General features: G+C 63.7%; 30 protein-coding genes. 26 read left to right on the forward strand and 4 right to left on the reverse strand.

What is annotated here, in order from left to right:
- Window positions 1–76: 76 nt before the first annotated feature.
- The 25 genes from ACRXBZ_RS41430 to ACRXBZ_RS41550 all read left to right on the forward strand — a co-directional run bounded on the left by ACRXBZ_RS41430 (window position 77) and on the right by ACRXBZ_RS41550 (window position 19708).
- A complete protein-coding gene (locus tag ACRXBZ_RS41430) occupies window positions 77–733 on the forward strand; it encodes a DUF6378 domain-containing protein (protein WP_433883731.1) in 657 nt (218 codons plus the stop codon).
- On the forward strand, window positions 730–1161 hold the full coding sequence (locus ACRXBZ_RS41435) for a hypothetical protein (RefSeq protein ID WP_433883732.1): 432 nt from the start codon (window positions 730–732) through the stop codon (window positions 1159–1161). Before ACRXBZ_RS41430 ends, ACRXBZ_RS41435 begins: the two co-directional genes overlap by 4 nt.
- On the forward strand, window positions 1154–1969 hold the full coding sequence (locus ACRXBZ_RS41440; protein ID WP_433883733.1) for a hypothetical protein: 816 nt from the start codon (window positions 1154–1156) through the stop codon (window positions 1967–1969). The genes ACRXBZ_RS41435 and ACRXBZ_RS41440 overlap by 8 nt, the downstream gene beginning before the upstream one ends.
- On the forward strand, window positions 1962–2210 hold the full coding sequence (locus ACRXBZ_RS41445) for a hypothetical protein (RefSeq protein ID WP_433883734.1): 249 nt from the start codon (window positions 1962–1964) through the stop codon (window positions 2208–2210). Before ACRXBZ_RS41440 ends, ACRXBZ_RS41445 begins: the two co-directional genes overlap by 8 nt.
- A complete protein-coding gene (locus ACRXBZ_RS41450; RefSeq protein ID WP_433883735.1) occupies window positions 2203–2568 on the forward strand; it encodes a hypothetical protein in 366 nt (121 codons plus the stop codon). The genes ACRXBZ_RS41445 and ACRXBZ_RS41450 overlap by 8 nt, the downstream gene beginning before the upstream one ends.
- A gap of 857 nt (window positions 2569–3425) precedes the next feature.
- Complete coding sequence (locus ACRXBZ_RS41455; RefSeq protein ID WP_433883736.1) at window positions 3426–3701, forward strand: HNH endonuclease; 276 nt, start codon at window positions 3426–3428, stop codon at window positions 3699–3701.
- Window positions 3702–4061: 360 nt separating this feature from the next.
- Complete coding sequence (locus tag ACRXBZ_RS41460) at window positions 4062–5552, forward strand: hypothetical protein (protein ID WP_433883737.1); 1491 nt, start codon at window positions 4062–4064, stop codon at window positions 5550–5552.
- A complete protein-coding gene (locus ACRXBZ_RS41465) occupies window positions 5549–5707 on the forward strand; it encodes a hypothetical protein (RefSeq protein ID WP_433883738.1) in 159 nt (52 codons plus the stop codon). Before ACRXBZ_RS41460 ends, ACRXBZ_RS41465 begins: the two co-directional genes overlap by 4 nt.
- Window positions 5708–5835: 128 nt before the next feature.
- On the forward strand, window positions 5836–7071 hold the full coding sequence (locus tag ACRXBZ_RS41470; RefSeq protein ID WP_433883739.1) for a phage portal protein: 1236 nt from the start codon (window positions 5836–5838) through the stop codon (window positions 7069–7071).
- Window positions 7031–9115, forward strand: a complete 2085-nt coding sequence (locus ACRXBZ_RS41475) for a phage major capsid protein (protein WP_433883740.1) — start codon at window positions 7031–7033, stop codon at window positions 9113–9115. The genes ACRXBZ_RS41470 and ACRXBZ_RS41475 overlap by 41 nt, the downstream gene beginning before the upstream one ends.
- Before the next feature lie 72 nt (window positions 9116–9187).
- Entirely contained in the window at window positions 9188–9433 is a 246-nt protein-coding gene (locus ACRXBZ_RS41480) for a hypothetical protein (RefSeq protein WP_433883741.1), read from the forward strand.
- A 3-nt stretch (window positions 9434–9436) separates the two neighbouring features.
- On the forward strand, window positions 9437–9997 hold the full coding sequence (locus ACRXBZ_RS41485) for a phage head-tail connector protein (RefSeq protein WP_433883742.1): 561 nt from the start codon (window positions 9437–9439) through the stop codon (window positions 9995–9997).
- Between the two features lie 8 nt (window positions 9998–10005).
- Window positions 10006–10419 (forward strand): hypothetical protein, encoded by a 414-nt coding sequence (locus tag ACRXBZ_RS41490; protein WP_433883743.1) that lies wholly within the window; start codon window positions 10006–10008, stop codon window positions 10417–10419.
- On the forward strand, window positions 10400–11122 hold the full coding sequence (locus tag ACRXBZ_RS41495) for a hypothetical protein (protein ID WP_433883744.1): 723 nt from the start codon (window positions 10400–10402) through the stop codon (window positions 11120–11122). Before ACRXBZ_RS41490 ends, ACRXBZ_RS41495 begins: the two co-directional genes overlap by 20 nt.
- A gap of 9 nt (window positions 11123–11131) precedes the next feature.
- Window positions 11132–11542 (forward strand): hypothetical protein, encoded by a 411-nt coding sequence (locus ACRXBZ_RS41500; RefSeq protein ID WP_433883745.1) that lies wholly within the window; start codon window positions 11132–11134, stop codon window positions 11540–11542.
- 12 nt (window positions 11543–11554) lie between these two features.
- Window positions 11555–12061, forward strand: a complete 507-nt coding sequence (locus ACRXBZ_RS41505) for a hypothetical protein (RefSeq protein WP_433883746.1) — start codon at window positions 11555–11557, stop codon at window positions 12059–12061.
- Window positions 12058–12447 carry a hypothetical protein gene (locus ACRXBZ_RS41510; protein ID WP_433883747.1) on the forward strand — a complete coding sequence of 130 codons (390 nt, stop codon included), beginning with the start codon at window positions 12058–12060 and terminating at the stop codon, window positions 12445–12447. Before ACRXBZ_RS41505 ends, ACRXBZ_RS41510 begins: the two co-directional genes overlap by 4 nt.
- Before the next feature lie 23 nt (window positions 12448–12470).
- On the forward strand, window positions 12471–12596 hold the full coding sequence (locus ACRXBZ_RS41515; RefSeq protein ID WP_433883748.1) for a hypothetical protein: 126 nt from the start codon (window positions 12471–12473) through the stop codon (window positions 12594–12596).
- Window position 12597: 1 nt separating this feature from the next.
- A complete protein-coding gene (locus tag ACRXBZ_RS41520; RefSeq protein ID WP_433883749.1) occupies window positions 12598–14214 on the forward strand; it encodes a phage tail protein in 1617 nt (538 codons plus the stop codon).
- A gap of 5 nt (window positions 14215–14219) precedes the next feature.
- The gene (locus ACRXBZ_RS41525) at window positions 14220–15053 is read left to right on the forward strand and encodes a hypothetical protein (protein ID WP_433883750.1); all 834 of its coding nucleotides are present in this window, start codon (window positions 14220–14222) and stop codon (window positions 15051–15053) included.
- The gene (locus ACRXBZ_RS41530; RefSeq protein ID WP_433883751.1) at window positions 15054–17549 is read left to right on the forward strand and encodes a hypothetical protein; all 2496 of its coding nucleotides are present in this window, start codon (window positions 15054–15056) and stop codon (window positions 17547–17549) included.
- A 4-nt stretch (window positions 17550–17553) separates the two neighbouring features.
- Window positions 17554–18225: a hypothetical protein gene (locus tag ACRXBZ_RS41535; protein WP_433883752.1), complete on the forward strand. Its 672-nt coding sequence runs from the start codon at window positions 17554–17556 to the stop codon at window positions 18223–18225.
- 96 nt (window positions 18226–18321) lie between these two features.
- On the forward strand, window positions 18322–18645 hold the full coding sequence (locus ACRXBZ_RS41540; RefSeq protein ID WP_433883753.1) for a hypothetical protein: 324 nt from the start codon (window positions 18322–18324) through the stop codon (window positions 18643–18645).
- Complete coding sequence (locus tag ACRXBZ_RS41545; RefSeq protein WP_433883754.1) at window positions 18645–19427, forward strand: hypothetical protein; 783 nt, start codon at window positions 18645–18647, stop codon at window positions 19425–19427. Before ACRXBZ_RS41540 ends, ACRXBZ_RS41545 begins: the two co-directional genes overlap by 1 nt.
- Window positions 19424–19708 (forward strand): hypothetical protein, encoded by a 285-nt coding sequence (locus tag ACRXBZ_RS41550; RefSeq protein WP_433883755.1) that lies wholly within the window; start codon window positions 19424–19426, stop codon window positions 19706–19708. The genes ACRXBZ_RS41545 and ACRXBZ_RS41550 overlap by 4 nt, the downstream gene beginning before the upstream one ends.
- Before the next feature lie 109 nt (window positions 19709–19817).
- Here ACRXBZ_RS41550 and ACRXBZ_RS41555 read toward each other — a convergent pair whose 3' ends face one another.
- Window positions 19818–20291, reverse strand: a complete 474-nt coding sequence (locus ACRXBZ_RS41555; RefSeq protein WP_433883756.1) for an NUDIX hydrolase — start codon at window positions 20289–20291, stop codon at window positions 19818–19820.
- A gap of 550 nt (window positions 20292–20841) precedes the next feature.
- On the opposite strand from ACRXBZ_RS41555, the gene ACRXBZ_RS41560 reads away from it, so the two are divergent.
- Complete coding sequence (locus ACRXBZ_RS41560) at window positions 20842–21243, forward strand: hypothetical protein (RefSeq protein ID WP_433883757.1); 402 nt, start codon at window positions 20842–20844, stop codon at window positions 21241–21243.
- 392 nt (window positions 21244–21635) lie between these two features.
- Here the strand turns inward: ACRXBZ_RS41560 and ACRXBZ_RS41565 are convergent, their stop codons facing one another.
- The 3 genes from ACRXBZ_RS41565 to ACRXBZ_RS41575 form a co-directional block, all read right to left on the reverse strand.
- On the reverse strand, window positions 21636–21884 hold the full coding sequence (locus ACRXBZ_RS41565) for a hypothetical protein (RefSeq protein WP_433883758.1): 249 nt from the start codon (window positions 21882–21884) through the stop codon (window positions 21636–21638).
- Between the two features lie 90 nt (window positions 21885–21974).
- Window positions 21975–22448, reverse strand: a complete 474-nt coding sequence (locus tag ACRXBZ_RS41570) for a hypothetical protein (RefSeq protein ID WP_433883759.1) — start codon at window positions 22446–22448, stop codon at window positions 21975–21977.
- A 76-nt stretch (window positions 22449–22524) separates the two neighbouring features.
- On the reverse strand, window positions 22525–23418 hold the full coding sequence (locus ACRXBZ_RS41575; RefSeq protein ID WP_490885437.1) for a tyrosine-type recombinase/integrase: 894 nt from the start codon (window positions 23416–23418) through the stop codon (window positions 22525–22527).
- Window positions 23419–23518 lie beyond the last annotated feature (100 nt).

Consider the following 23518-nt stretch of genomic DNA (forward strand, 5'->3'; position numbering starts at 1 on the left):
GGTAGCTATCACGTTGGTGTGGGTGGCGGCTGTGATGGCCCCGTGCCTGCCCTCGATCCTTTGGGGAGTCTGAACAATGGCAACCGAGATCCGGATTGATCGCGACGGTGACACGTGGTTTCAGCACCCGTGCGGGTTCTTCTTCCGCGTCAAGCCGAGCGGAGACACGTGCCACTGCGGCAACGGTGAGCACCCCGGCGGCGCTGGCTACTTGCTACGTGACCTTAAGCGCGAATGGGGTCCGCTGCGCAACCCGAACGGGACGGACCGCCGGGAAGCGGACGAGGATGCCGCCGCGCCGGCCAGTCCGGCGGGTACGCCCGTGCCGGACGACTACTTGGGTGTTCGGATTCCTGACACCCTGCGCCCCAACTGGAATGACAACAGGGTCGAGGTCGGTTGGTGGGTGCGTGGCGTTCGCTCGGCCGTTGATCAGTCCAAGCCGGCCGCCGACACACCCCGCGCCAGGGTGCTGGCGGAAGCGTCCAAGCTGATCCACGGCGATCGGAACGACACGTACGGGCCGCCGGCGGCGAACTTCGAGCGGATCGCGGCCATGTGGAGTGTCCTACTCGGCCCGCAGCTTTCCGCGCCGATCCAGCCGCGGCAGGTCGCCGACATGATGATTGCTCTCAAGTTGACGCGGTCCGTGGTGGCGCCGAAGCGGGACAACTATGTGGACATTGCCGGGTACGCGGCGTGTGGGCAAGAGATTGCGGAGGGCGAGAAGTGACGCAGAACCAATCGGCCGAGATGTGGGCCAAGGCAGCAAAGATCGCGTGCATCGAGCGCGTGGCGAACGCCGCCGATCCCAACCGCGCCATTGCCGCCGACAAGTACCTTCGCATCCTTGCCGAGGTTGCCGAGGCTGCGGGATGGGATCGAGGCGCGACGATGCAGGGTCTCGCTGAGTTCGTGGGCGCCCTCTGCGAACGCGCCAACCAAGACTCGGCGGAACTGACGTACTGGAAGCGCATGTGCACCATCTTCGGGGAGGTCGCCGGTCGCAACGCGGAAAAGGCGCGGAAGCGGATCGCCGAGCTGGAACGGCGCGACCGGGAACTAGCGGCACTGGAAGCGCACGGGGTCGACAACTGGGAAGGCTACGGCGACGCCGTGAACTGCGGCGAACTCGGGGAAGGGTGCGATATCTGTGTCTGAGATTCACGAGTCCATCTGGGCTAAGGCGGCCGAGGTTGCCAGCCCTCAGCGCGTATGGGATGTCAAGGGAAGCGCGTGGGACATCACGAGCCTGATTGAGGAAGTGGTGCGGGCCGTGGTGCCGTTGGCGGTGGAGAACGAGCTTCGCGCATCACTCCTCCGCGGGCTCGCTGACACCGCCGCCGGCCACGTCACCCGCCGCGACGACTACTTGGAAGGCGACGACGACGCCGAGTGGAAGAAGCTCGCAGATTGGCGGTTCGGGGCGCTGACTGACATGCGTGCCCGCGCCGAAAAGGCCGAGGCCGAGCTTGCAACCGCGCGGCATAACCTCACCCAAGAGCGGTACGAGTTCCAGGAAATCGCTGAGCTGGTGGGAGCTAAGGGGGCCGGTCCCGCGTTCACGACCGCGTACGTCCGCAACGTCGTAGACGAACTGGCGGAGCTCCGGGAGGCGCACAAGGCGATGTACTCGCGCGCTTTCGACGCGGAAGCCAACGCGGAGAACCAACTCGTCCGCGCCGAGAAGGCAGAGGCCGAACTGGAGCGGGAACGCCGTCGCGCGGAGGGCCGAGAGCTCCGCGAGTACCGCCCCCAGCGCGCACGCGTGGTGTGGGAGGACATCGACTCCCCGACCCCGCCGGTAGAGGATGACTCGGCAACGGTCGAGAAGGTGGCGCGAGCGATCTACAACGGGCACGGAGGCGTCCTTCCGGAGCAGGAGAGCCACTACCAGATGTGGGCCAATGGCTACCGCGACATGGCGCGTACCGCTCTCGCCGCGCTCAAGGAGGACACCGATGCCTGACCTCGACGCCCGGATTCGGGCCGAGCTGGATAACCCGCAGATCGAAAATGCCGATGATCTGGAGTACCTGAAAGACGACTACGCCGCCGCCCTCCGCGCCGTGCTGGACCTCCACACGGGGATCAAGGTGCACGGACAGGACGTGTGCGAAGAGTGCTCCACGGGCGCTGGCTATTTCCAGCACCCGTGCAACACCGTGACGCGCATCGCCCGTGCCCTGGGGGTGGAAACCGATGGCTGACTCAACTTGGCAGTACTTCCAGAACCCGGAGAACCGCCGGCGCATCCTCGCCCGGACAACCGACCAGGACGCGGCCGACGCATTGGACATCGCAGCTCTGCGGGCCGCCCCTGACGCACCTGAACCGGCAACCGCTACCAACCTCGATGCCCAGATTCGGGAACGGATCGAGTGGGCATATGAAGAGCCGCACGCCTGGGGGCACGGCATGTTCGATGCCCTCCGCGCCGTCCTGGACCTTCACCGGCCCGATCACGGGTCCTGCCGCGAATGTGGCGTGGACGCGTACGAGAACGAGATCCCGTGGCCCTGCACCACCGTGCGCGCCATCTCCAAAACCATCGGAGTAGAGCCGTGATCGACCAGTACGACTCGGGTGCGCACACTCGGCGCGACCAACACCGGGGAAGAGCGAGACAGGGCACGGCGTTTGTTGGGACTACGGGAAGGGGCAGGCATGCCGGCACGGGGGCCGATCGTTCAGCACGGCAAGGGCACGACGCTCGTTGACCGGGCATCGCTGGCGAAGCTCACGGGCCGCTCCGTGAACACCATTCGCACGTTGCCCGTAGACGGCAGGGACAGCAGCGGGCGACCGTTGTACGACGTTCAGTCGGCAATGAGCTCTCTTGCTGCCCGGCGAGTGCGTCCACGCAACGGCTAGTTGCGCGCCCGCCGAAGCTCGCCTAATATCACCTTTGTTGGGGCGGAGCATTACCCAAATCGCCTCACGACCCATCTAGACTGCCCCCCACTCCGGCATTTCAAACTCGCTCAAGCCGGAGCTGGGGGGCTCCCTGCACCTGGGGGTTTCCGCGTGAAAGCGTGCTCGCGATGCTCCCGAGAGAAACCACTGGACCAGTTCCACAGGAGCCGACGGGCAAAGGACGGACGGCAACACTACTGCAAGACATGTCGGGCCGAGACTGACCGTGGTCGCCACGAGGCCGGAAGCCGCTGGCTCGCCGAATACCTACTCAAACATCCCTGCGTGGACTGCGGGGAAACGAACATCGACCTTTTAGAGTTCGACCACGTGGAGCCGCTCCGCTCCCCTGGTGGCCGGATCAATTCCTACGCCATTCACGGCCCTACAGCCCTTGCGCGCGAGGCCGAACGGTGCGAAGTGCGCTGTTCTAACTGCCATACGCTGCGGACTAGGGCACAGCTAGGGCAACGCTCCCGGTATGAATGGGTTGAATCTGGGGGGATTCGATGCATAGTCCGGGGTCCAGAACGGGCCGCCCTTGGAAGAGGGTAGTGCAGCAGCTTAAGGCACTGTCCAATATATGCTGGATATGTGGAAAGCAAATCAATTTAGACTTGCCACCTAATCACCGGATGTCATTCACAGCAGATCATATAGTGCCGTTGTCATTAGGTGGCAGCAATACCCTGGACAATGCGAGACCTGCTCATCGTTCATGCAATTCGAAGAGAAGCAATCGCATTGACTACATACCGCCGTCGGTTACGTCGCGTGACTGGTGACTGGGGGTGATGGGGGGCAGGGTCGGCACGGATTCACAGGGGCGGCCGACCCCACGCCCTTACCTGGCCGTTTCTCTCTCCCAGACGCTACGCGGCGTGACGCTGGGCGATGTCACGTTGTGTAGTCACGGAATGAATTGCGAAATGGGGGTAATTGCGAAATGGAATTGTCCTCGTTTGCAGTTGTTTCGGACGTGGTGAAAAAGGGCGACCGACGCGAGTCTCTAATTGCGATTCGCGATTATCTCGCGGTGCGGCTTGACAATTGCCCGCCGCGTGAGGTTGCACCAATCGCGAAACAACTTACTGAGGTTATTCGCGAAATCGAAGAATTGCCCGTGCCGAAGGAGGCGAGTTTAATTGACCAGCTCGCCCGGAAGCGCGAGGGTCGCCGGACAGGAACCTAGGATCTGTGTCTACCCGGAAGCGCCCACAAGCGCGGGCAGTGAGGCTATCGAGCTTGCCGCCGCTGCTGGCCTGAATCTGGACCCGTGGCAGCAGGACGTTTTACGCCGGTCCCTGGGCGAACAGCCGAACGGGAAATGGTCCGCGTTCGAGGTGGGCGCGATCGTGTCTCGGCAGAACGGCAAGGGTGCGCTTCTCGAGGCGCGGGAACTCGCGGGCATGGTGCTTTTCGGCGAGAAGCTAATTATGCACACGGCGCACGAAATGAAAACCAGCTTGGAAGCTTTTCGGCGGGTCGAGTCCCTGTTCGAGAACAACGACGAGTTGCGCAAGATGGTGAAGCGCGTCATCAACAACAACGGCTCGGAAGGTATCGAGCTGAAGAACGGCGCGCGGCTCCGATTCGTTGCCCGCTCGAAAGGGTCGGGCCGTGGCTTCTCGGGTGACGTGATCATCCTGGATGAGGCGTACGCGCTGACGGATGAGCAGATTGAAGCACTCATGCCGACGATGAGCGCCCGGCCAAACCCGCAAATCTGGTACACGTCGTCTCCACCGCTGGATGCGGTTAGCGGGCTGCCCCTGTGGCGCATGCGGAAGCGCGCACTACAGGGCGGAGACGCGGCGCTGGGCCTGGCGTACTTCGACTGGGGCCAGGCGTGGGACGACGACTTGGACGATCCGGCCGTGTGGGCTGCGGCCAACCCGGCTATGGGCATCCGGATCACAGCGGACTACGTGGCCCGTGAACGCGCGTCGATGTCCGACGCGGGTTTTGCCCGTGAACGTTTGGGAATCTGGCCGAGCGAAGAGGACGAGTCGGGGCCGATCAATCGGCGCGCGTGGCGTCAGCTGGTGGACGTGGACTCGGCGGCCGGCGACGATGTGGCGTTCGCGGTGGACGTGACGCCGGACCGGACGCAGGCGAGCATCTGCGCGTACGGGTTGCGCGCCGACGGGTTGGGCCATGTCGAGGTGATCGACCGGCGGGCCGGTACTGATTGGCTCGTTGCCCGCCTGGGTGAGCTGGTGGCGAAGTGGCGGCCGGTCGCGGTCGCCTTGGACACCAAGGGGCCCGCAGGCTCCCTGTTGCTCGAACTACAGCAGGCGGGACTGGCTACCCCGGGAGACGCGGAACGGCCCGCACGGGGCAATCTGGCCATCCCTACGGCTACCGAATACGCGGCTGCCTGCGGACAGTTCGCCGACTCGGTGACACAAGGGACGCTGCGGCACCTGGGCGACAAGCAACCGATCCTGACGGCCGCGGTTGACGGCGTCAAAACACGTCCGCTCGGCGACGCGTGGGCGTGGGGCCGGAAGCATTCCACCGTGGACATTTCCCCGTTGGTGGCTGCGACGCTCGCCCGATGGGCGTACGTGTCGCGGATTGACCTTATCGACTCGGTGCGGCCGGCACCGCTGGCCTTGTGGGGTGGACGGTGACGAAAGAGGCTCTATCGCTGCTGATCGTGGCCGTGTGCCTGATCGGTGCTGCGTTGCTGTTGTGGGGTGGCGTTCCGCTGCTGTTGCTGTGGTTGGGGATCTGTGCCGCTGGTGGCGCGGTCGCGAATCTTGAGATTGGGGGCGACGACACGTGAGACTGTGGCAAGCCGCGATGCGTTCCGCGTCTCGCCCTGTTCCGGCGCGCACGGAGCAGCGGTACAACGGATGGGCCGATGCGATTGCCGCCGCGTTGGCAGCGTCGGAATCCGGCATGCAGACGAGCATGAACACCATCCGCGACGAGAAAGTGTTGACGACGAGCTTCGACGCCTACCAGGGCAACTCGATCGTCTATTCGCTGATTGCCGCACGGTTGCAGGTGTTCTCGCAAGCTCGGTTCCAGTGGACGCGGTTCACGGGCGGAAAGCCTGGTGACTTGTTCGGCTCACCGGAACTCGGGCTACTTGAGAACCCTTGGCCGGGTGGGACTACGGCCGACCTACTGGCAGCGATGGAAGTTGACGTTTCCACCGCGGGCAACGCCTATGTCTGGCGGAACGGAAACCGGCTGCATCGGCTCCGGCCGCAGTACGTGACGATCGTGATTGGCTCGCACTTTGACGCCGAGCACCCGTCAGAAGCCCCGGATGCAACGCTGCTGGGTTACGTGTACGAGCGACCCGGCGGTTCGCCGCTGGTGCTGGATCCGTCCGTGGTGGCGCATTACGCGCCGATGCCTGACCCTAAGTCGGTTTTCCTTGGCATGTCTTGGATTACTCCGGCGATTGAGGATGTGGGCGCGGACAACGCGAGCACGATCCACAAGCGAGCGTTCTTCCAGAACGCGGCTACTCCGAACCTGGCGTTCCGGTTTGATCCGTCCGTGACGATCGAACAGATTGAAGCCTTCCGAGATGTTATCGAGTCGGGGCACGTGGGCGCCTGGAACGCTTATAAGACGCTCTACTTGGGTGGTGGCGCTGACCCGGTCACGATTGGCAAGGACTTCCGGGAACTGGAGTTTTCAGCGACGCAGGGCAAGGGTGAGTCTCGGCTTGCTTCTGCCGCAGGCGTTCCGCCGAGCTGGGTTGGATTCTCGGAGGGGCTGCAAGGTTCAGCGTTGAACGCGGGCAACTTCACCGCGGCTCGGCGCCGGTTCGGCGACGGCACCATGCGGCATCTGTGGCAGTCTGCGTGCTCGGCGCTCGAGCAGATCCTTTCGAAGCCCGACGGCGCGTCTCTGTGGTACTCGGACCGCGTCGCATTCTTTGCCGATGATGCCAAGGACGCAGCGGACACTCAGAGGCAAGAGGCGGCCACGATCACGTCACTGGTCCGCGACGGCTTCACCCCAGGGTCAGCGATCGACGCCGTGACCAACTCGGATTGGTCGCTGCTGGAACACACCGGCATGTTGTCGGTTCAGTTGCAAGAGCCCGGCGCCAAACAAGGACCGGTCTCTGCGGAAGGGGGAACCGTTGGCGGACAAGGAGCTTCGCCCGCCGAATCTGACGGTTAGGGAGGTCGAGTTCCGCGCGGCGGACGAGTCGGGCGACGGCCGGACGCTCGAGGGTTACGCGGCCGTGTTCAACGAGTCAACCGAGATTCGTTCCTGGGAGGGCATGTTCTCGGAGACGATCGCGCCTGGCGCGTTCACTCGGTCGCTCGGCGAGCGGATGCCGGTGATTCAGTTCGACCACGGCAACGATGTACGCACCGGGTCCGTTCCGATCGGCGCGTTCGAGGATTTGCGCGAGGACGAGCACGGCTTGTTCGTGCGCGCACGCCTTTTTGACAACCCTGTGGTAGAGCCGATCCGGCAGGCAATCGAGGGCCGGGCGATCACGGGGATGTCGTTCGCGTTCCGGGTCACGTCGGAAGAGTGGTTAGACGGCAACGGAAAGCGGATCGCGGACCGAGACTTGCCGGGGCTGCTGTTCGACGCACGCGACCGCGGGCCGATCCAGCGCGTCATTCGTGACGTTGACCTGTACGAGGCTGGGCCGGTTGTGTTCCCGGCCTATGAGGCGACATCGGTTGGTGTTCGCTCCCAAGATGTTCCGGGCGCAAGTGGCGTTCCGGCCGCTAAAGATGAAGGGATTGCCGCTGTGAATGAGCAGCGTTTGACCCTGGCCGAGTGCCGGTCCCGGGTCACTGAGATTGAGGCCGAGCTTCACCAGCTCGCCGACGAGTTCGAGGGTCGCGCGATGGACGAGGGCGCCCGGTCCAACTGGGACAAGCTCACTGTCGAGCTGGACACGCACAAGGCTGCGATCCGGGAGACGGAGGAGCGCGCGGCGCTGCTGTCGAATCTGAAGGTTGGCGAGCGTACCGCGCTGCCTAACGGCATGGTTGCCGAGCGGGTTGCCCCGAAGGGGCCGGGAGTGGTGGTCAACAAGGGCGTTCAGACCGTTGACGAGATCCGGCAGGCGTCTTACTCCCGCGATGACTACGCCGAGAAGCTGCGGGACAACGCTTTCCGCGCGGTGGGCGCTGCCCGCTTCGGAGCTGGCGTCAAGGCTGACGCGGCGCGCGAACAGGTGGATCACCTGCTGCGCAACGTTGACGGCAAGAACGGCACCCTTGCCGAGCGGATCACCGCCACTGCGAACCCTGTCTACGAGCGTGCGTTTGGCCGGGCTGTGATGGCCGGCACCGCGGGTGTCCTGATGGGCGAGGAGGCGCGGGCGCTGTCTACTGGGGTGGACGCGAACGGCGGTTACGCGGTTCCGTTCGCTCTTGACCCGACCGTGATTCTCGCGAACGCTGGCAGCGTCAACCCGCTGCGCCAGATTGCCCGGGTCATTCAGATCACCGGCAACACCTGGCAGGGTGTGACCTCTGCGGGTGTCACGGTGTCGCGCGCTGCGGAAGCTGCGGAAGCGACCGACAACAGCCCGACTGTGGCGCAGCCGGAGATCACGCCGACTCGCGTTCATGGGTTCGTTCCGTTCTCGATCGAGGTTGACGGCGACTGGCCGCAGCTGCGTAGCGAGATCGCGATGATGCTCGCTGACGCGAAGGACCAGGAAGAGGCGACCAGCTTCGTTACTGGCACTGGCACGGGGACCGCTCCGCAGGGTGTTGTGACCGGTGTGGCCGCGGTTGCTGGCTCCCGCGTGGATGGTGGGGCTACGTTCGACGCTTCCGACGTGTATGCGCTGGAGTCAGCTCTTGGTCCGCGCTACCGGTCGAACGGCCGTTACCTGGCGAACAAGGCGATTTACAACCTGATTCGCCAGTTCGACACGCAGGGTGGCGCGCAGCTGTGGGAGCGGATCGGTGCGGGTCAGCCGTCGGAGCTGGTGGGCTACCCGGCGCACGAGGCATCCGCAATGGATGGCGTGATCAACACGGGCACGAACGACATCCTGTTGTTCGGTGATTTCTCGAAGTTCGCCATTGTTGACCGGGTTGGTATGTCCGTTGAGCTGGTGCCGCACCTGTTCGGCACCACCGCTAACTACCCGACGGGGCAGCGTGGTCTGTACGCGATTTGGCGCAACACGTCCAAGGTTCTCGTCCCGGACGCGTTCCGCCTGCTGCGTGTGACCGCCGCCTGATAAGCGGATTGGACGGGGCCACGGTTGGGGGTGGCCGTGGCCCCGTTCTTCCTTGTGCCGATTGGATTTGTGATGGACATCTACGTTGCTCGCGCCTCCGCTGTGTTCGTGCATGATGGGCGGATGGTCCGTGTTGGCGCCGGGGAAACGGCCCGTGCCGGGCATCCGTACGTGGTCGCGCACCCGGAGCTTTTCGCGCCGTTGGAGGTTGTCTACGACGTGGCGACGACCGAACCGGCACCCGATCCGGAGCCCGAGCCGGAGCCAATTCCTGTGCCGGTGAAGCGCGGTCCGGGGCGTCCACGAAAGAACGGGTAAGTCATGGCGCTTGGCGACAGTTACGCGACGCTGACAGACCTCAAAGCGCGTTTCAGCATCGCGGATTCCGTGGACGATGCGCAGCTGTCGGCGGCGCTCGATGCCGCGTCCCGTTCGGTCGAGTCGTTCTGCGATCGGCAGTTCAACGATGCGTTCACCGCGTCAGTCCGCCAGTTCAGGGCAACAACGCCGGTGCTGCTGGTGGTTGATGATTTCAGTACGGCGGACGGCCTCACGGTCACCGTGAGCGGCACCGTGTTGGAGGCGGGCGCATACACCGCCGAGCCGTTCGGCCCCGGGCCGTTCTGGAAACTGCGGACGGTTGGCGTCGGCCGGTGGCCCGTCGGCAGCGTTGTTGAGGTTTCTGCCCGTTGGGGTTGGGCCGCGGTTCCGGCGCCCGTGAAGGAAGCCACGTTGATTATCGCGGCGGAGCTGTTCAAGTTGAAAGATGCCCCGTTCGGTGTTGCTGGCTTCGGTGAGTTCGGTGTGGTGCGTGTGCGCGATAACCCGAAGGCTGCGAGCCTGCTCTACCCGTATCGGCCGACTGGGCCGCGAGTGCTGTAGGGGGAAGCGTGGACATCATCGCCGTGCGGGCCGGTTTGGCCGGCAACGCTACTCGTATCCCGAACCTGCGGACGTTCGCTTACACGCCAGATTCCATTGCGCCGCCAACGTTTTTCGTTGGTGAGGTGACCGGTGATTTCGATGGGGCGTTTGGCCGGGGCATGGACACGTTGACGGTTGTCTGCCGTGTACTGGTGGCGTGGGCGGACGATCGGAGCGGGCAACGGCAGCTAGACGAGTTCCTGTCGGGTTCCGGTGAGCAGTCGCTTAAGGCGGCGCTCGAATGGGATTCGACGCTGGGCGGCGCGTGTCACGATCTCCGCGTAACCGGTTGGTCCGGGTATGGGCTCTACGAGCACGCGGGGAACCAGTACTACGGCGCGGAGTTCAGTGTCACAGTGATTGGAGACGGCAATGCCTAAGTTCGCGCTTACCGACGCGCGAATCGTCGCCGGTGGCGCGGATCTTTCCAGCCACAGCAACACGGTTGAACTGTCCGCCGAAGTGGACGACCAGGAAGCAACCAGCTTCACGTCCGGTGGTTGGGCCGAAGTTATCGGCGGCTTGTCGTCGGCAACGGTGTCAGCTGGCGGGCAGTGGGAAGCAGGCGACGCGTCCAAGGTGGATGACGCGACGTGGTCCCAGATAAACGGCGGCGTGGCCGTGCCGTGGACGGTTTCGCCGAGCCTGCTTGAGGCTGGCTCACTCGCATACAGCCTGACCGCTTTGCCGACCAGCTACACGGTTCTCGGCGACGTGGGCGCGGTGGCCCCGTGGGAAGCTGAGGCGGCCGGTTCCGGTGCACTGGTGCGTGCTGTCGTTGAGGTGGCACCTACAGCGCTTGTCGCGTCGGGCGCTTCGACTGGTCGGCAACTCACGGTTCCGGCGGGCAAAGCCTTGGTTGCTACGGTCCACGTGTTGGCGTTGGCCGGCACATTGTCGATCGACATCGAGTCAGCACCGGACGGCACGTGGACTGATACAGAGGTGCGCAGCACGTACGCGCCGACCGGTCCCGGTGCAACGGTAATCCGGGTTGCGGGTCCGGTGGCTGACTCGTATTGGCGGGCTGCGTGGACGCTCGCAGGTACCGCGCAAGTTGTTGTCACGCTTGGCGTTGCATAGGGGGTTACCGTGGCCAAGTTGGTTCTCAAGAACACCTTTGTAAAGATCAACGGTGTGGATCTGTCCGATTGGGCGAGCTCGTGTGAGTTGTCGCTCGAGGTTGACGACCAGGACGCGACGACGTTCGGATCTGGTGGCTGGTCGGAATTTCTCGGCGGACTCAAGTCCGGGTCTCTGTCGATCACGTTCAAGCAAGATTTCGCCGCGGGCGCGGTGGACGAGACGCTTTGGCCCCTGTTCGGGACGTTGGTCCCGTTCGCGGTGCGCGCAACGTCCGACCCTGCGTCGGCCACCAACCCGGAGTACCGGGGCACTGTCCTCGTGAACGGGCACTCGCCGGTTGCTGGCGACGTGGGCGCTATCGCTGAGTCTGAGGTGGAATGGACTACGAGCGGAGCGATCACCCGCGCCACCGCGTAAAAAGGCGGGAAAATGGCTAGGTCTTCCATAGACCTTGACCTGTCGGGACCTGAGCGTGAGCTTAAGAGGCTCGGCGCAGCGCTGCGGAAAGCCGAAGATGGTAAGGAGTTGCGGCGCGAACTTGTGCGCAACATCCGCAGCGCTGCCGGTCCGGCACGGCAGGAAGCAAGGCAGGCGATTAAGTCGATGCCGTCGCGAACGCCTCACAAAGGCCGTTCGCTGCGGTCGGCGATCGCACAGAAAGTCCGCATCGAGGCGAGGCCAGCCGGTAAGTCCGTTGGTGCGCGCATCGTCGTTGGGACAACGGAATCCGTGCGCGGGTTCAAGGACGCACCACGTCGGACGAACGCGCGCAAGTGGCGGCATCCGAGGTTCGGGAACCGGCAGAAGTGGGCGGACCAGACGGGTAAACCGGGTTGGTTTGACGACACGATGAAAAACAACCGGCGCAAGTTCCGGCGCGCCGTGGTGAAGGCAATGGACGAAACGGCAGACAAGATAGCGAGGTTAGTCAGATGATCGTCACCTACACCCCCGGTGGCGGCGCGGAACGCGTCATCGAGTTTAAACCGTCTGATGTGGACGTGGAAACCGCCGAGTTGATCGAGACCCACGCGGATCAAGGGTTCACGCAGTGGGTGCAGGCAGCGATGCAGGGGCGGGCACGTGCGCTCCGCGTGATGCTGTGGTTCATGCTGCGACAGGATCTCCCGGCGTTGAAGTTCGCGGACACACCCAAGTTCCGCATGGGCGAAGTGAAGATCGACCTCGACCATGAGGAACTGCTGGAAGCGAAGGCGAACATCGCGACGGTTCAGGACTCGACTGCGCGAGCGAAGGCCGAAGCGCTCATTGACGCGAGCCTTGCCAAGTACGAGGGCAAGACCCTGGGAAAAGAGAGCTAGCGGCGAAACGCGCACGCTACGCGATGGCGATTTCCGAGCTGCTGCATATCCGCCCGTGGGAGCAGCGGGAGCGGTTGACGGTCGCCGAGTTCGAGGCGGCGTGCGCGTACGTCGATCAGATGAACGAGCGAGCTAAGGGGGGTCGCTGACATGGCGGACACGTCGTTGCTGTTCAACATCTTGGGCCGTGATGGCGTGTCCAAAGTGTTTGCCGGGATCCGGCGGGAAGCCGTCGAAACCGCGGCGACCTTGGCGCTTGTCGGCCGGGAGAGTGCGGGTGGTCTCGGTGTTGCATCTAAGGCTATGGCCGGGCTTGCGGCGGCGGCGTCCGCTGGTGGCGTTGCCGCCGCTGCCGGCCTGGCCGCGCTGCCGCTTGCGTTCGGCGCGCTCGGCGTTGCCGCTGCGGCGCAGAGTCAGCAGGTGCAGACGGCTTTCACGCAGATGAAAGATCACGTGTGGGGGCAGCTGCAACAGCTAGCCGCCCCACTCGTTCCCGTGCTGACTAACGTGGCCGGCGAACTGACCAAGACCTTTGATCAGATCGCCCCGATGATCGGTCAAGCGTTTGGGGCCATTGGCCCGTACATCACAACTCTCACGGAGGGCGTGACCGGGTTCGCGGCTCGTGCTATGCCTGGCTTCCTGACGGCGATCGAGGCGGCCGGGCCGGTGATGGATGGACTAGCCGATTTCATGACGTCGCTCGGTGACGGGCTAGGCGCGATGTTCGCGAACCTGTCCGTTGCGGCCGGGCCTATGGGGGACGTGTTCTCGGTGTTGGGTACGGCTATCGGTGATCTGCTGCCGATCGTCGGGTCGCTGCTGGCAGCGTTTGCGGAGTTGGCAGGCCCTTTGCTGGCCGCGCTGCTGCCGATGATCACGGATCTCGTCGGCGTCTTGGTTGCCGCGCTGCTGCCGGTATTCCAGCAGCTAGCACCGATCTTCGTGCAGATCGTTACGGCGCTAGCTCCGCTGATCGGCATGGTGGGGCAGCTTGTTGCAGCAGTGCTTCCGCTGATCCCGCCGATTGTTCAGCTGGTGGCCGAGCTGGTGTCCGGTTTGGCTCCGGTCCTGACGGAGATCATTGCCGCGCTCATCCCAGTGATCTCGCTGATTGTCCAGTTGTCGACGGACATCCTGAATCTGGCGATGCCGATCATTCGGCAGCTCATCGGCGTTGTCAGCGAGCTTGTTGTTTGGCTGGTTCAAAAGCTCGGCGGCGCTCTGTCCACCGTGGTGGATTTCATGCGGACCGCTTGGGACAAGGTGAAGGGCATCATGCAGACCGCGGTTGATGCGATCGTTGGGTTCATTGACCGCGCGATCGGTTGGGGCCGTGACCTGATGCAGGGATTGATCAACGGCATTGGGCAGATGGGAGGCGCCATCTACAACAAGCTGATTGGAATCGTCAAGGGCGCGTGGGACGGCGTGCTCTCGTTCTTCGGTATCCACTCGCCGAGCCGCGAGGCTGCGTGGGCCGGTCGGATGGTTGGGCAGGGTCTTATCCGGGGCCTGACTTCGATGGAGGGCGGTGTGTCCGCCGCGGCTAACCGGCTCTCGGAAGCTGGGCTTCCCGCTCCGAGTTTCGCCGCGACTGGCGGGCAGGTGTACGCGGGTGGCGCGAGTGCGGGCGCGGGTGGCGGTGTGTCGATCGATGATCTCCGGGCCGCGCTTGAGGGCATGGCGTTCACGATTGACGAAACCGGCGGCCGGGTGCTGGCTCGTGTTGTCCGCAAGCAAGACATGGCTTTCAACCGGAGGTAGTAGCCGTGCCCATGTTCCTGGGGCCGCTCGGCGGCTTGGTGGAGATCAACCCGTTGTACGAGTTCGATATGCCATCCGAGCGGTTCGGTGGCACGCATGTGTCAATCAGCGGCCGGCGCACGGTGGACGTGTTGGGGCATCGGGCAACGTTCACTCTGCGGTGGGTGAAGCGGGACCAGGACCAAATGGAATTCTTGGAAGCGATCCATCATCGTTTGGTTCCTGGTCCGCTCCGCGTCGTTTTCCCGTCTCAGTTCCGCCGTAACAGGCTTTCACGGTCTGCCGCCGCTGCCGGTTACGGTTCGCGGGATACGTCCGGCATCGTGGCATCCGGGGGCGCGCTTACGGGACCTGCCGACTGGCAGCCCGCTAGCGCGTTCCCGGCGCGCGGTTTGACGTGGAGCAGCTGGACGCCAGGCAACGAAACCACCTTCGACGCTGCGGCGCCTGCTCCAGTCGCAGCAGGCGAGGCACTAACGGCAACGCTGTGGGTCAAATCGACGGCAGCACCCGGCGTTGCCCTGGTTGTGCGCCACGTGAACGCGGCCGGGGCGACAGTCGCCGAGACGAGTAGCGGAACGGTGACGCTCACAGCCGGCACGTGGGCGCGCCTCGAGGTTCCGGTTACGCCGGTCGCCGGCGCTGCCGGGCTCGTACCTGCACTCAAGGCTGTTTCGGGCAGCGGTGACATCACGATCGGTGGCGCGCAGGTAGAGCTGGGCGCGGCAACGCAGTGGACGCGGGGCGGTGGTGCTCCGCTGGTGGCCGTGGACCAGTTGAACGAGACGGCTCTTTGGTCGCCTTACACGAATCCCGAGCTGACTCTTTTGGAGCTGTGAATGCAGACGCACGGTGGCGCGGCGGCAGAGGCGGCTATCACTGGTCGCGAACGGTATTTCTCGGCGCGGCTGGTTGTCGATTGGGACAATGATGGCCAGTTCTCGCATGAACTGTCCGACCTGTCCGGCTACGCGCTTGAGATCGAAACAGACCGGAGCCTCAAGGGAACCGCGCCGGATGAGGTGATGTTGCTCGATGGCGCGGCGGCGGCGCAGCTTGACGCGACGCTGGCAGGCGAGGTCAATGGGCAGTCTCTCGCGTCCGCGTTCAGCCTCTACAACGGGCGCTCTCCGCTGTACCGGTTGCCGCTGGTCGGTGCCCGGGTTGAGTACGACGTGATCGTGCATACCGCGGTCGGTGCGGTGTCCTACCCGCAGTTCCGGGGGATTGTGCGTGAGGTGACGCCAGACCGGGCGGCAGGCACGGTGCGGTTGTCGTGCCTCGATTACGTCGAGTTGATGCGCGCCCCGGTTTTCGTTCCGCCTTACGGCATCAATGCGGTGGCGTTGAGTGACGGCTGGAAGCGTGGGCAGCTGGGCGACTCGTCGGCGCTGGTTGATTTCGCGGCGCGTGCTGGTGGCTTCACGATGGGGCCGCGGGGAATGTCGTGGCCGGCGTACATGGACGGCCCCGATTACGAGGCTGGTTGTGTGCTGTCGGTTCCGTTCCACGGCTCGATCCTTCCCGAGGTTGGGACGCTGGACGGCGCGCAAGGCGTACACAAGACAGAGCTTTGGGGAACGGGCGACGCGAACCACCGGGCACGCGCGGAGGCATACACCGCCGGCCCGCATGGCTACCTTGCTCGCCAGGCGTTCCCGCAGGGAGAGCCGGGAGCGTACAGCCGGTTCTGGATTGATGATCTGGGACGCGATATCGCTGCGAACGCGAGCACGACGTTTGCCATTGGCGGCTGGTTCTACTGGGCAGGCCCGGACGTGGACGCGGACGCGGTCGGCATCGAGATCGAGATCCGGTCGCATCGTATCCAGCTGGGGCTAGAATCGTCGGACGGCCGGTGCCAAGTCAAGTTTTTGTATTGCACGTCGTACAACAACAACGCTTTCCGTACCGGCACGTGGGAGACCATCAACGGGCCGTATTCGTCAGCACCGACCGCGGCAGGCTGGCATTACTATGAGGTTCTGTTCAAGTGGTACAGCGGCGCCGGTTCAGATTCCGGTGATATCTGGGTGCAGGCGAACCGGGACGGAATCAAGGGCGCCCCGCAGCTGGTTGCTAACCGCTCGTTCGTCAACAGGAACGACCGGTTCTCGGGGCTGGTTGAGGTCCAGAATGTTTGGTCAGTGTCGGACGTGCAGATTTTCAATGTGCGCAACAAGCCGCCGCTCGAGGATTTCACTTACGACGTGACGCCGGTCGGAAATGCTGCGGTTTCGTGGGGCAGGAACAGGTTCACGTACACGCTCCGCGAGAATGGGTTAGAGGCGTGGGGGCTTGCTACGGAAGTCGCTGCCGCCGAGTTCGGTGCAGTGTTCTTTGACGAGCTCGGCCGGTTCACGTTCTGGACGTATCAGGACGTGTTAGATCGGCAAGGCACCTTCGTGCGCACCTTGACCGTTGACGACCTTAGCTCGCTGTCCGCTAGCTACAACTCGGACAGTGTCCGCAACGTGTGGGTTGTGACGACTCGGGCGGGCAAGGCGGCCGAGAGCATTCTTTACGACTTGGCGCGTGATGGTGTTCCGCTGCGTAAGCAGGGCGACGAATACATTCCGGCTGTGTTCATCATTCCCGCCGCTGCCCCGCCGAGCGCGAAGGAGTTCTTCTTCCTTCCGCCTCCGGAGGCTATCGCGGTCAGCCCTTGGACTATCCCGACGATCCAGACCGGCGGGACAGACCCACACTTTCCGGGGTACTGGGATCAGTACACCCCGCGCCACGGGCGGCAGATGTACACCGGACCCAACTTCATCCAACGGCAGGACGGATCTACGGATCCGTTGACGGAGCAGAAGTTCACCTCTCGGGAACTGCTCCGTATCTTCGTAGAGAACGCATGGAGCGACGCGTTCGGTTTCGTCAACCCGGATGGTTCTGCCCGTTTCCGCGTTGAGGGCCTGTCCGTTGTCGAGGAGGAGCCGAAGACGTGGATCATTCGCGACACGGACTCGATCGACCAGTTCGGCGAACGTGTCATTGAGCTGCGCGGAAACCGTTGGTTGCAGGACGAGTGGCAGACGCGGGCGATGCTGGCGGCGCTGGTAGATCGCACCGCGTCACCGATTCCGGTCACTGACTCTATTGAGGTTCCGGGCGACCCGCGCTTGCAGCTGGGCGACGCGATGGAGATCCAGGATTCCGCCGGTTTCGGCGAGTCGATCCCGGTGCAGATCCTCGGTGTTAGGAACCGGCTCACGTCGGATGGTGGGTTCTCGGGGACGTTGACCGTTGAGGCGCAGCGCCCGGCAGGTGTTGGTATCTGGAACTCGTCGCAGTATGGCCGCTGGGACGAGACTTTCGTTTGGAGCTGAGCAGATGGCAATTCCACACGTTGTAGCGGGCAGCGTTGCCGAGTCGGCGGCGCAGAATGATTTGATCGATCAGTGCAACAGCACGGTTACCCGCTTGAACTCTTACGACGCGGTGTCGAGTGCGCTCGTTCCGACCACCAACAATGATTTCCTGTTGTACGGAGATCAGGTCAGCAACGCGCCGCGTAATCTCGCGACGTACGCCGAGGATCTGTCGAACGGTTTCTTGTCTGCGTCGGCTACTCGTGTCGGCCGGGCCGGGGTGGTGAACTCGGTCCGGGTTTGCACGCTCACGGCTGCAACTGGTTCGGGCACGTTCGACATTTCCCTTTACCGCGGTTCGTCGCTGTCGAACATGTCGCTTGTGCAAAACTTGTTCGGCGGCGGGAACGTGACGAGTACGGGCGTGAAGACGCTCAACCTGTCCGCTGCTCTGACGCTGAATTACAACGAGTACGTAGGCGTCGCGTTGATCGTTACTGGTTGGACGACTGTTCCTTACCTGGCGAGCACCTATAACAACGCGCCTGCCTCTGCGGCGAACTTCATCAACCAGGGCACCAACACGTACTCGGTTTACCGGAGCGGGCAAACCTTCCCGCCGCCGACGACACTTAACATGACTGACGTTGTCTACACCAAGTCGTCGTCTGAATTCTGGTTCGCGCTGGTGTAGCGGGTCGCCCGGTCCGCGTATCGATTCGTCGTCGTTGCGCGGGCCGTTCTCCGCGTGGGATCATTGATCTGATCCTTTCAGTTTGGGGAAGTGGAAATGGCAGAGGCATCGGATCTGGTAATCCAGGTCATTCGCGGGGAGCTTGGGAACGTGCGAGAAGAAATTGCGGGCATCCGCAATGATGTCGCGCAGGTAGCAGCCCAAGTTCACGCGATGTCAGCCGAGCAAGGGCCGAAACTCGCGGTACTCGACCACCGCGTTACCGAGGTTGAGCAAGACGTCAAGGCGATGCACGCGGATAATCAAGCGGATAAGGCCCGGGCGCAATCGCAGATGTGGACACTCAAAGTGTCTGCCACCGTTGCCGTGTTGAGCGCCGTTCTTTCGGTTGGCTCGCAGATCATCACCGGGGGGAACTAGTGGCCACCTGGCGCGTTGCGCGCAGCCTCGAGACTCTGCTAGCACAGTTCAACGCCCGGTACCCGAGTCGCAGCAAGGCCAGCGATGGCGGTATCGGAGACGCGGCGCACGCCTCGCGGGCGAGTGACCACAACCCGTGGTTTGGTCCGGCGACCGATGGCCTGATGCTGGTGACGGCGCGGGACTTCACGCATGATCCGGCGGCCGGCATGGACATTGACCGGCTGACGGATGAGCTTGCAGCGTCGCGGGATCCGCGCATCAAGTACATCATCGCCAACGGGTACATCATGGACTCCCGTCCGGGCACCAACCCGTGGCGATGGGTGAAGTACACGGGAAGCAACCCGCACCGCAAGCACTTTCACTTGTCGGTGCTGGACGATGTGGCGTTGGCCGACGATCGGAGCCCGTGGAATCTGCCGAGCTTCAACGCGGCAACCGTGCCGCTCGTACAGGAAGGTGATGATTTGACCCCGGAACAGGATGCGATCCTGCGGCGCATCGAAAACGAGTTGCTCGGCCCGCGCGGCGACCGTGGCCAGATTGCCGGTTGGGGAACCGTGAACGGTCCCCGGACTGTGGTTGCGATGCTCGTTGACGTGGTGAACAAGGTGTACGGCGGGCAACCTCCGCAGGTGGACGCGGCGGCCGTGGTCGAGGGGCTGAAGCCCGCGATCCATGACGCGGTGCTCGATGTGCTCGGCGGCCAGGCGTACGCGGATGTTGCGCAGCGGGTTGCCGCCGAGTTCGGCCGGCGGTTGGCGGGTGGTAGCAAGTGAGCGACCGTGTTGTGTCCCTGCTCCGTACCGCCGTGCCTGCCGTGTGGTCGGCGCTGCTGGCGTACCTGGTGACCCTTGGGACTCCTCCGGCGGTCACGGACGTGGTGGGTGGCTTGTATGAGCCGCTCGTTTGGCCGCTGGTTCTCGCCGGTTACTACGCGCTGCTGCGGTTCATCGAGCCGAGGTTGCCGGCTTGGTTGACGCGCGTACTGCTGGGAAGCACCCGGGCGCCGAGTTATGGGGGCGGGTCAATCGCGGCGGCCGAGTACGATAAGCGGTAACGGATTGGTCCTCCGTTCCTCTCGGGTAGTGCAGCGAAACGGCCCCGGTCGGAATCCCTTAGGTGGGAACCGGCTGGGGCCGTTTCGTCGTTGCAGTCCGGCTAGCGAGCTATCGCCGAAGCATCAGGGGCGCGCGAAGCTCACCCCTGAGCAGGCTTGAAACAAGGTCAGGAAGGTTCGGCGGTAGGAACCGAGCGGAGCTGTGGGTCATCTCGTCCAGCGTCCACCACCGGGATTCGATCAAGTTAGCCTGCTCGTTGGCCGTGTGCGTGGGCTCATGCGTGGGGGTCGTGTCCTCGACCCGGGCAAGAAACACACTGTCTCTCCGGTGGTACCTCTTACCCCGGTACACGAACCGCACTTCGCGGTCCCACAGGTGAGGGCCTAGCTCGTCGGCAACGATCCCCGTCTCTTCCAGCAACTCCCGCTTGGCCGCGTCGTTCACGGACTCCTTGGGGAACGTCTTCCCTCCCGGAAGGTCCCACCAACGACGCTCGGGGAAGTCAGGGTCGATGGACAGTAGGAGCAGCACGCGGTCATCAGGGGCCATAGCTAGGACACGAGCGCCGATCTCAGGGGCCACAACACCAGCGTAGACGCTCTTTCGTTCCTGACCGTACCCTCTGTCCCATGCGCCACTCGAAGCCCACTGCACACGGCACACGAGACGAGCTGGTGAGTCAGCTCAAGGACACGGCCCTGGGATGGGACCACCTAGGCAAGCCCAAGCAGGCTGCCGATGCGGTAGCCGCCGTCATTGAACTGGAATCAGGTGCATCATCCGTTCGGGCGGGACACACCACATACATTGTGACCGACCAGACACCATAGGTTACCCTCGTCACACACGCCCCGGCCAAAGGGGCCGGGCACGTCTCTAGGACAACTACATGATTACCCAAGCGGACAGCGTGGATCCGGCCTTGGCCGGGGAGTTGAGAATGTCGCTTGATCGACAGCCCGTTTCTGGGCCTTGGTCAAGCTCACAAGGTCCAGTAGACGGGCTGATTCATGGCTAGCCCGCGAGTGATGCTGTGGCGCTGGCAAGAGCGCCGGAAGAAGCAGCGGGCAAGAGAAGCCATGCGGAAGCGCGTGGACCTCCGGGACTGGCCAACCCCGTGGGGGTGGCTGCGGTGACTGCGACCCTTTCTCTTGAGCTGAAGGACCTCTTGAGCGAACTCCGACGGCGCAACTGGACTCTGATTCGTTGGGGGCCGGAGGATTCACCTCAGCTCTGGGCGGCCATGTTCAAATGGCTGGACTGTGCCGATGTCTTCATTCTCCGCAGCGAGGCGAAGGCGAATGCCTATCGCGTTCCTACGCCGGACGGAGATGGGATTTTCAACCCGGGCAGAGTTTTCTATCAGTACCACGCCAGCCCGCTATGGACGCTGCGCGCAATCCTCGCGTTGCCTGAACCTAGGCACCCGGAGGCACCGACCGGGATCGAGGGTGCAGCTCCCGAATGTCTCCTTCCTGAACGGCTTTCGAAACCGGTCGTGCTCCGGCCTCTGTCGCCTTACAGGGGAGCGTGACGACTTGGCTACCCTTCCCTGTGTCTGGCTTTTTCTGGGCGGCTGTACGTTCCGTTGGCGACGTGGTGATACGGCAATCGACGTTCTAGGAGGTAATACCGGACCCGTTCACGGGGGCGAGCTAATCGACACGATCCCGGTAGATGGCCCTTGGGTCGATACCCGAGACATCGATCACCGGGCGCGTGCGTGGCTTAAGGCCACGAACGAGAAACGAGCGGCTTGGAGTAAGCGCCCCTAGGGAACCGCGTTCGATGCACCGCCCCTCGTTGCATCGACACGCTCCGATCGAGAAGCCTATTGCGAACCGGCCCTCAGATTGTATCTGAGGGCCGGTTTCGTCGTGACTGGCTACTGACCTCAGCGGCCGGTGATCGTGGCCGGTGGCTTGTCTATCGCTGACTCCCCTGACTCTGCGCCCACAAGGCGTACTCGCGCTGATAGTTCGTCATTTCCGCCGCGTACCTTGCCTGAGCAGACTTGTTCTTGGACGAGACCGAAAACGCGACGAACGGCCACACGAACAGCCAGAACCCGCACGTGACAAGCGACAGGATCAGGTGCAACGTGTGGTTGCATTCCCGCGGCATCGGGGCGATCGGCGGGATGGGTGCGGGGGAGAACGGAACGGGCGCGTTCATCGGGGGTAATCCTCTCGGGACTCATCGGGCCGGTCACGATTCCGGCGACGCCCGACGCCTCCCGGCGTGGTGGGCGTTTCGTCCAGTGGTTCAGACTCGGCCGTTCGCGCCGGCCCCCACCTCATCGTGATGGCGCTGAGCTTCGTTACCGTTCTCGTCCGCGTAGCGCTTCGCCCACGCGGCAATGTCGAGTTCCGTGAAGGCCGGGCCCATTCGCATGATCCCGCGCATCACCTTCCGAGCGTGCTCGATACCGTCTTCCGCCAGTTCAGAGAACGTGTCGTAAGCCAAGGCGTCCTGTTCGTCGGTCAAGTCGCGCGGCTGCGGCGACTCGGCGTAGGACTTCCGCCCGCTGAACTTGCGTTCCGTCGCGAGGTTCTGCCAAGGGACCTGCGCATCCTGGCTGCCCCGGTAGCGGACCTCAAAGAAACTGTCGGCGTCGTGCTCCGCGGCAAGCTTGGCCTCTACCTGCTCGCGCTCTCCCTCGGTGAACTCGCCGACTACAGCATGGTCCCGCCAAATGCCGGACGCGGTAGACTTGACGATCACGTAGGTGGCGGTCATTCCTGGTCCCCTTGGTCTTTCGGCCTGTTGCGTGCGGAGCCTAACCCGTTGCGTGCGCGCAATCAAGTGCTCTCGATCACAGGCTTGGAAGCTGCAATCGGCGCGCCTCGGCAACGGCGCGTTTGCTAGCCGTTGCGGCAACGTAGCGATCCAGCATTTGGCGGCTTGACCAGCCCGCCAGCGCCACCAATCCCCCCTCCGATCCCCCAGCTTCAAGCCATCGGGTCGCCCCGGTGTGCCGGAACCGGTGCGGGTACGCGTCCGGAATCCCGGCCTGTCGTGCGCGCCTCTTGACCATCGAATACAGCGCATCATAGCCAAAACCGTTACCGCGGTAGCCGAGCCACAGATTCGGCAGGTGAGCGCGCGAATGCCCGCGCCGGAGTCTCAGGTACCGGTCTAGCGCTAGCGCCGTGTCCGGGCCGAACGCCACGAACCGGCCCTTGCCGCCCTTGCCCCGCTCGATGAGCGCCACCCCATGATGCACGTCGGTGCCCTCAACAGTCATGGCACACACTTCCGACGCGCGACCCATTGACTCCACCATGAACCGGACAGCCGCCTCGTCTCGCCGACTGGTGAAGTCCCTGCCTTTACAGGTGGCGATGAGGGCGCGTAACTCGTCCTCCGTGTACGGGTCTATCGGGTCCCTGTCCTTTCGGGCGAGCGGCAACCCTGCTAGCTGATCGTCTGTATCAAGCTCGGCGGCTATCCACCGGCTGAACGCCTTTAGTGCCTGCTGCCGGATATGGACGGTAGAACCGGATCGGCCGAGCTCGATCAGGTATTCGCTGAATTGCCCGTAACCGGTGCGGTCGAGTGCCGGCGGCCGCTGCTCTTGCTCGCACCACCCCAGGTACGCGGTCACCCCGGCAAGGTAGGTGCGGATGGTCCGCGGGGACCTGCGGGCCGCAGTCAAGTGCAGCCGCCACGACTCGGCGAGGTCCGATAAATCTTCGGGTTCGGTCACGCTAGATATCTTGACAGATTACGCTGAGCGTCGACTATCGACGACGACCACCCACTAAAACGCCTGGTCAGAGCACGTTACCGGCGTCGCTGAGCTTCAA

The sequence above is a fragment of the Saccharopolyspora hattusasensis genome (assembly GCF_050972075.1).
Classification (GTDB): Bacteria; Actinomycetota; Actinomycetes; order Mycobacteriales; family Pseudonocardiaceae; genus Saccharopolyspora; species Saccharopolyspora hattusasensis.

Excerpts from the sequence above, each read along its gene's own strand:
- ACRXBZ_RS41430 (WP_433883731.1), top strand. The coding sequence starts at position 77 with ATGGCAACCGAGATCCGGATTGATCGCGACGGTGACACGTGGTTTCAG.
- ACRXBZ_RS41445 (WP_433883734.1), top strand. The coding sequence starts at position 1,962 with ATGCCTGACCTCGACGCCCGGATTCGGGCCGAGCTGGATAACCCGCAG.
- ACRXBZ_RS41450 (WP_433883735.1), top strand. The coding sequence starts at position 2,203 with ATGGCTGACTCAACTTGGCAGTACTTCCAGAACCCGGAGAACCGCCGG.
- ACRXBZ_RS41455 (WP_433883736.1), top strand. The coding sequence starts at position 3,426 with ATGCATAGTCCGGGGTCCAGAACGGGCCGCCCTTGGAAGAGGGTAGTG.
- ACRXBZ_RS41470 (WP_433883739.1), top strand. The coding sequence starts at position 5,836 with ATGAACACCATCCGCGACGAGAAAGTGTTGACGACGAGCTTCGACGCC.
- ACRXBZ_RS41480 (WP_433883741.1), top strand. The coding sequence starts at position 9,188 with ATGGACATCTACGTTGCTCGCGCCTCCGCTGTGTTCGTGCATGATGGG.
- ACRXBZ_RS41485 (WP_433883742.1), top strand. The coding sequence starts at position 9,437 with ATGGCGCTTGGCGACAGTTACGCGACGCTGACAGACCTCAAAGCGCGT.
- ACRXBZ_RS41505 (WP_433883746.1), top strand. The coding sequence starts at position 11,555 with ATGGCTAGGTCTTCCATAGACCTTGACCTGTCGGGACCTGAGCGTGAG.
- ACRXBZ_RS41510 (WP_433883747.1), top strand. The coding sequence starts at position 12,058 with ATGATCGTCACCTACACCCCCGGTGGCGGCGCGGAACGCGTCATCGAG.
- ACRXBZ_RS41515 (WP_433883748.1), top strand. The coding sequence starts at position 12,471 with ATGGCGATTTCCGAGCTGCTGCATATCCGCCCGTGGGAGCAGCGGGAG.
- ACRXBZ_RS41520 (WP_433883749.1), top strand. The coding sequence starts at position 12,598 with ATGGCGGACACGTCGTTGCTGTTCAACATCTTGGGCCGTGATGGCGTG.
- ACRXBZ_RS41530 (WP_433883751.1), top strand. The coding sequence starts at position 15,054 with ATGCAGACGCACGGTGGCGCGGCGGCAGAGGCGGCTATCACTGGTCGC.
- ACRXBZ_RS41535 (WP_433883752.1), top strand. The coding sequence starts at position 17,554 with ATGGCAATTCCACACGTTGTAGCGGGCAGCGTTGCCGAGTCGGCGGCG.
- ACRXBZ_RS41540 (WP_433883753.1), top strand. The coding sequence starts at position 18,322 with ATGGCAGAGGCATCGGATCTGGTAATCCAGGTCATTCGCGGGGAGCTT.
- ACRXBZ_RS41565 (WP_433883758.1), bottom strand. The coding sequence starts at position 21,884 with ATGAACGCGCCCGTTCCGTTCTCCCCCGCACCCATCCCGCCGATCGCC.
- ACRXBZ_RS41570 (WP_433883759.1), bottom strand. The coding sequence starts at position 22,448 with ATGACCGCCACCTACGTGATCGTCAAGTCTACCGCGTCCGGCATTTGG.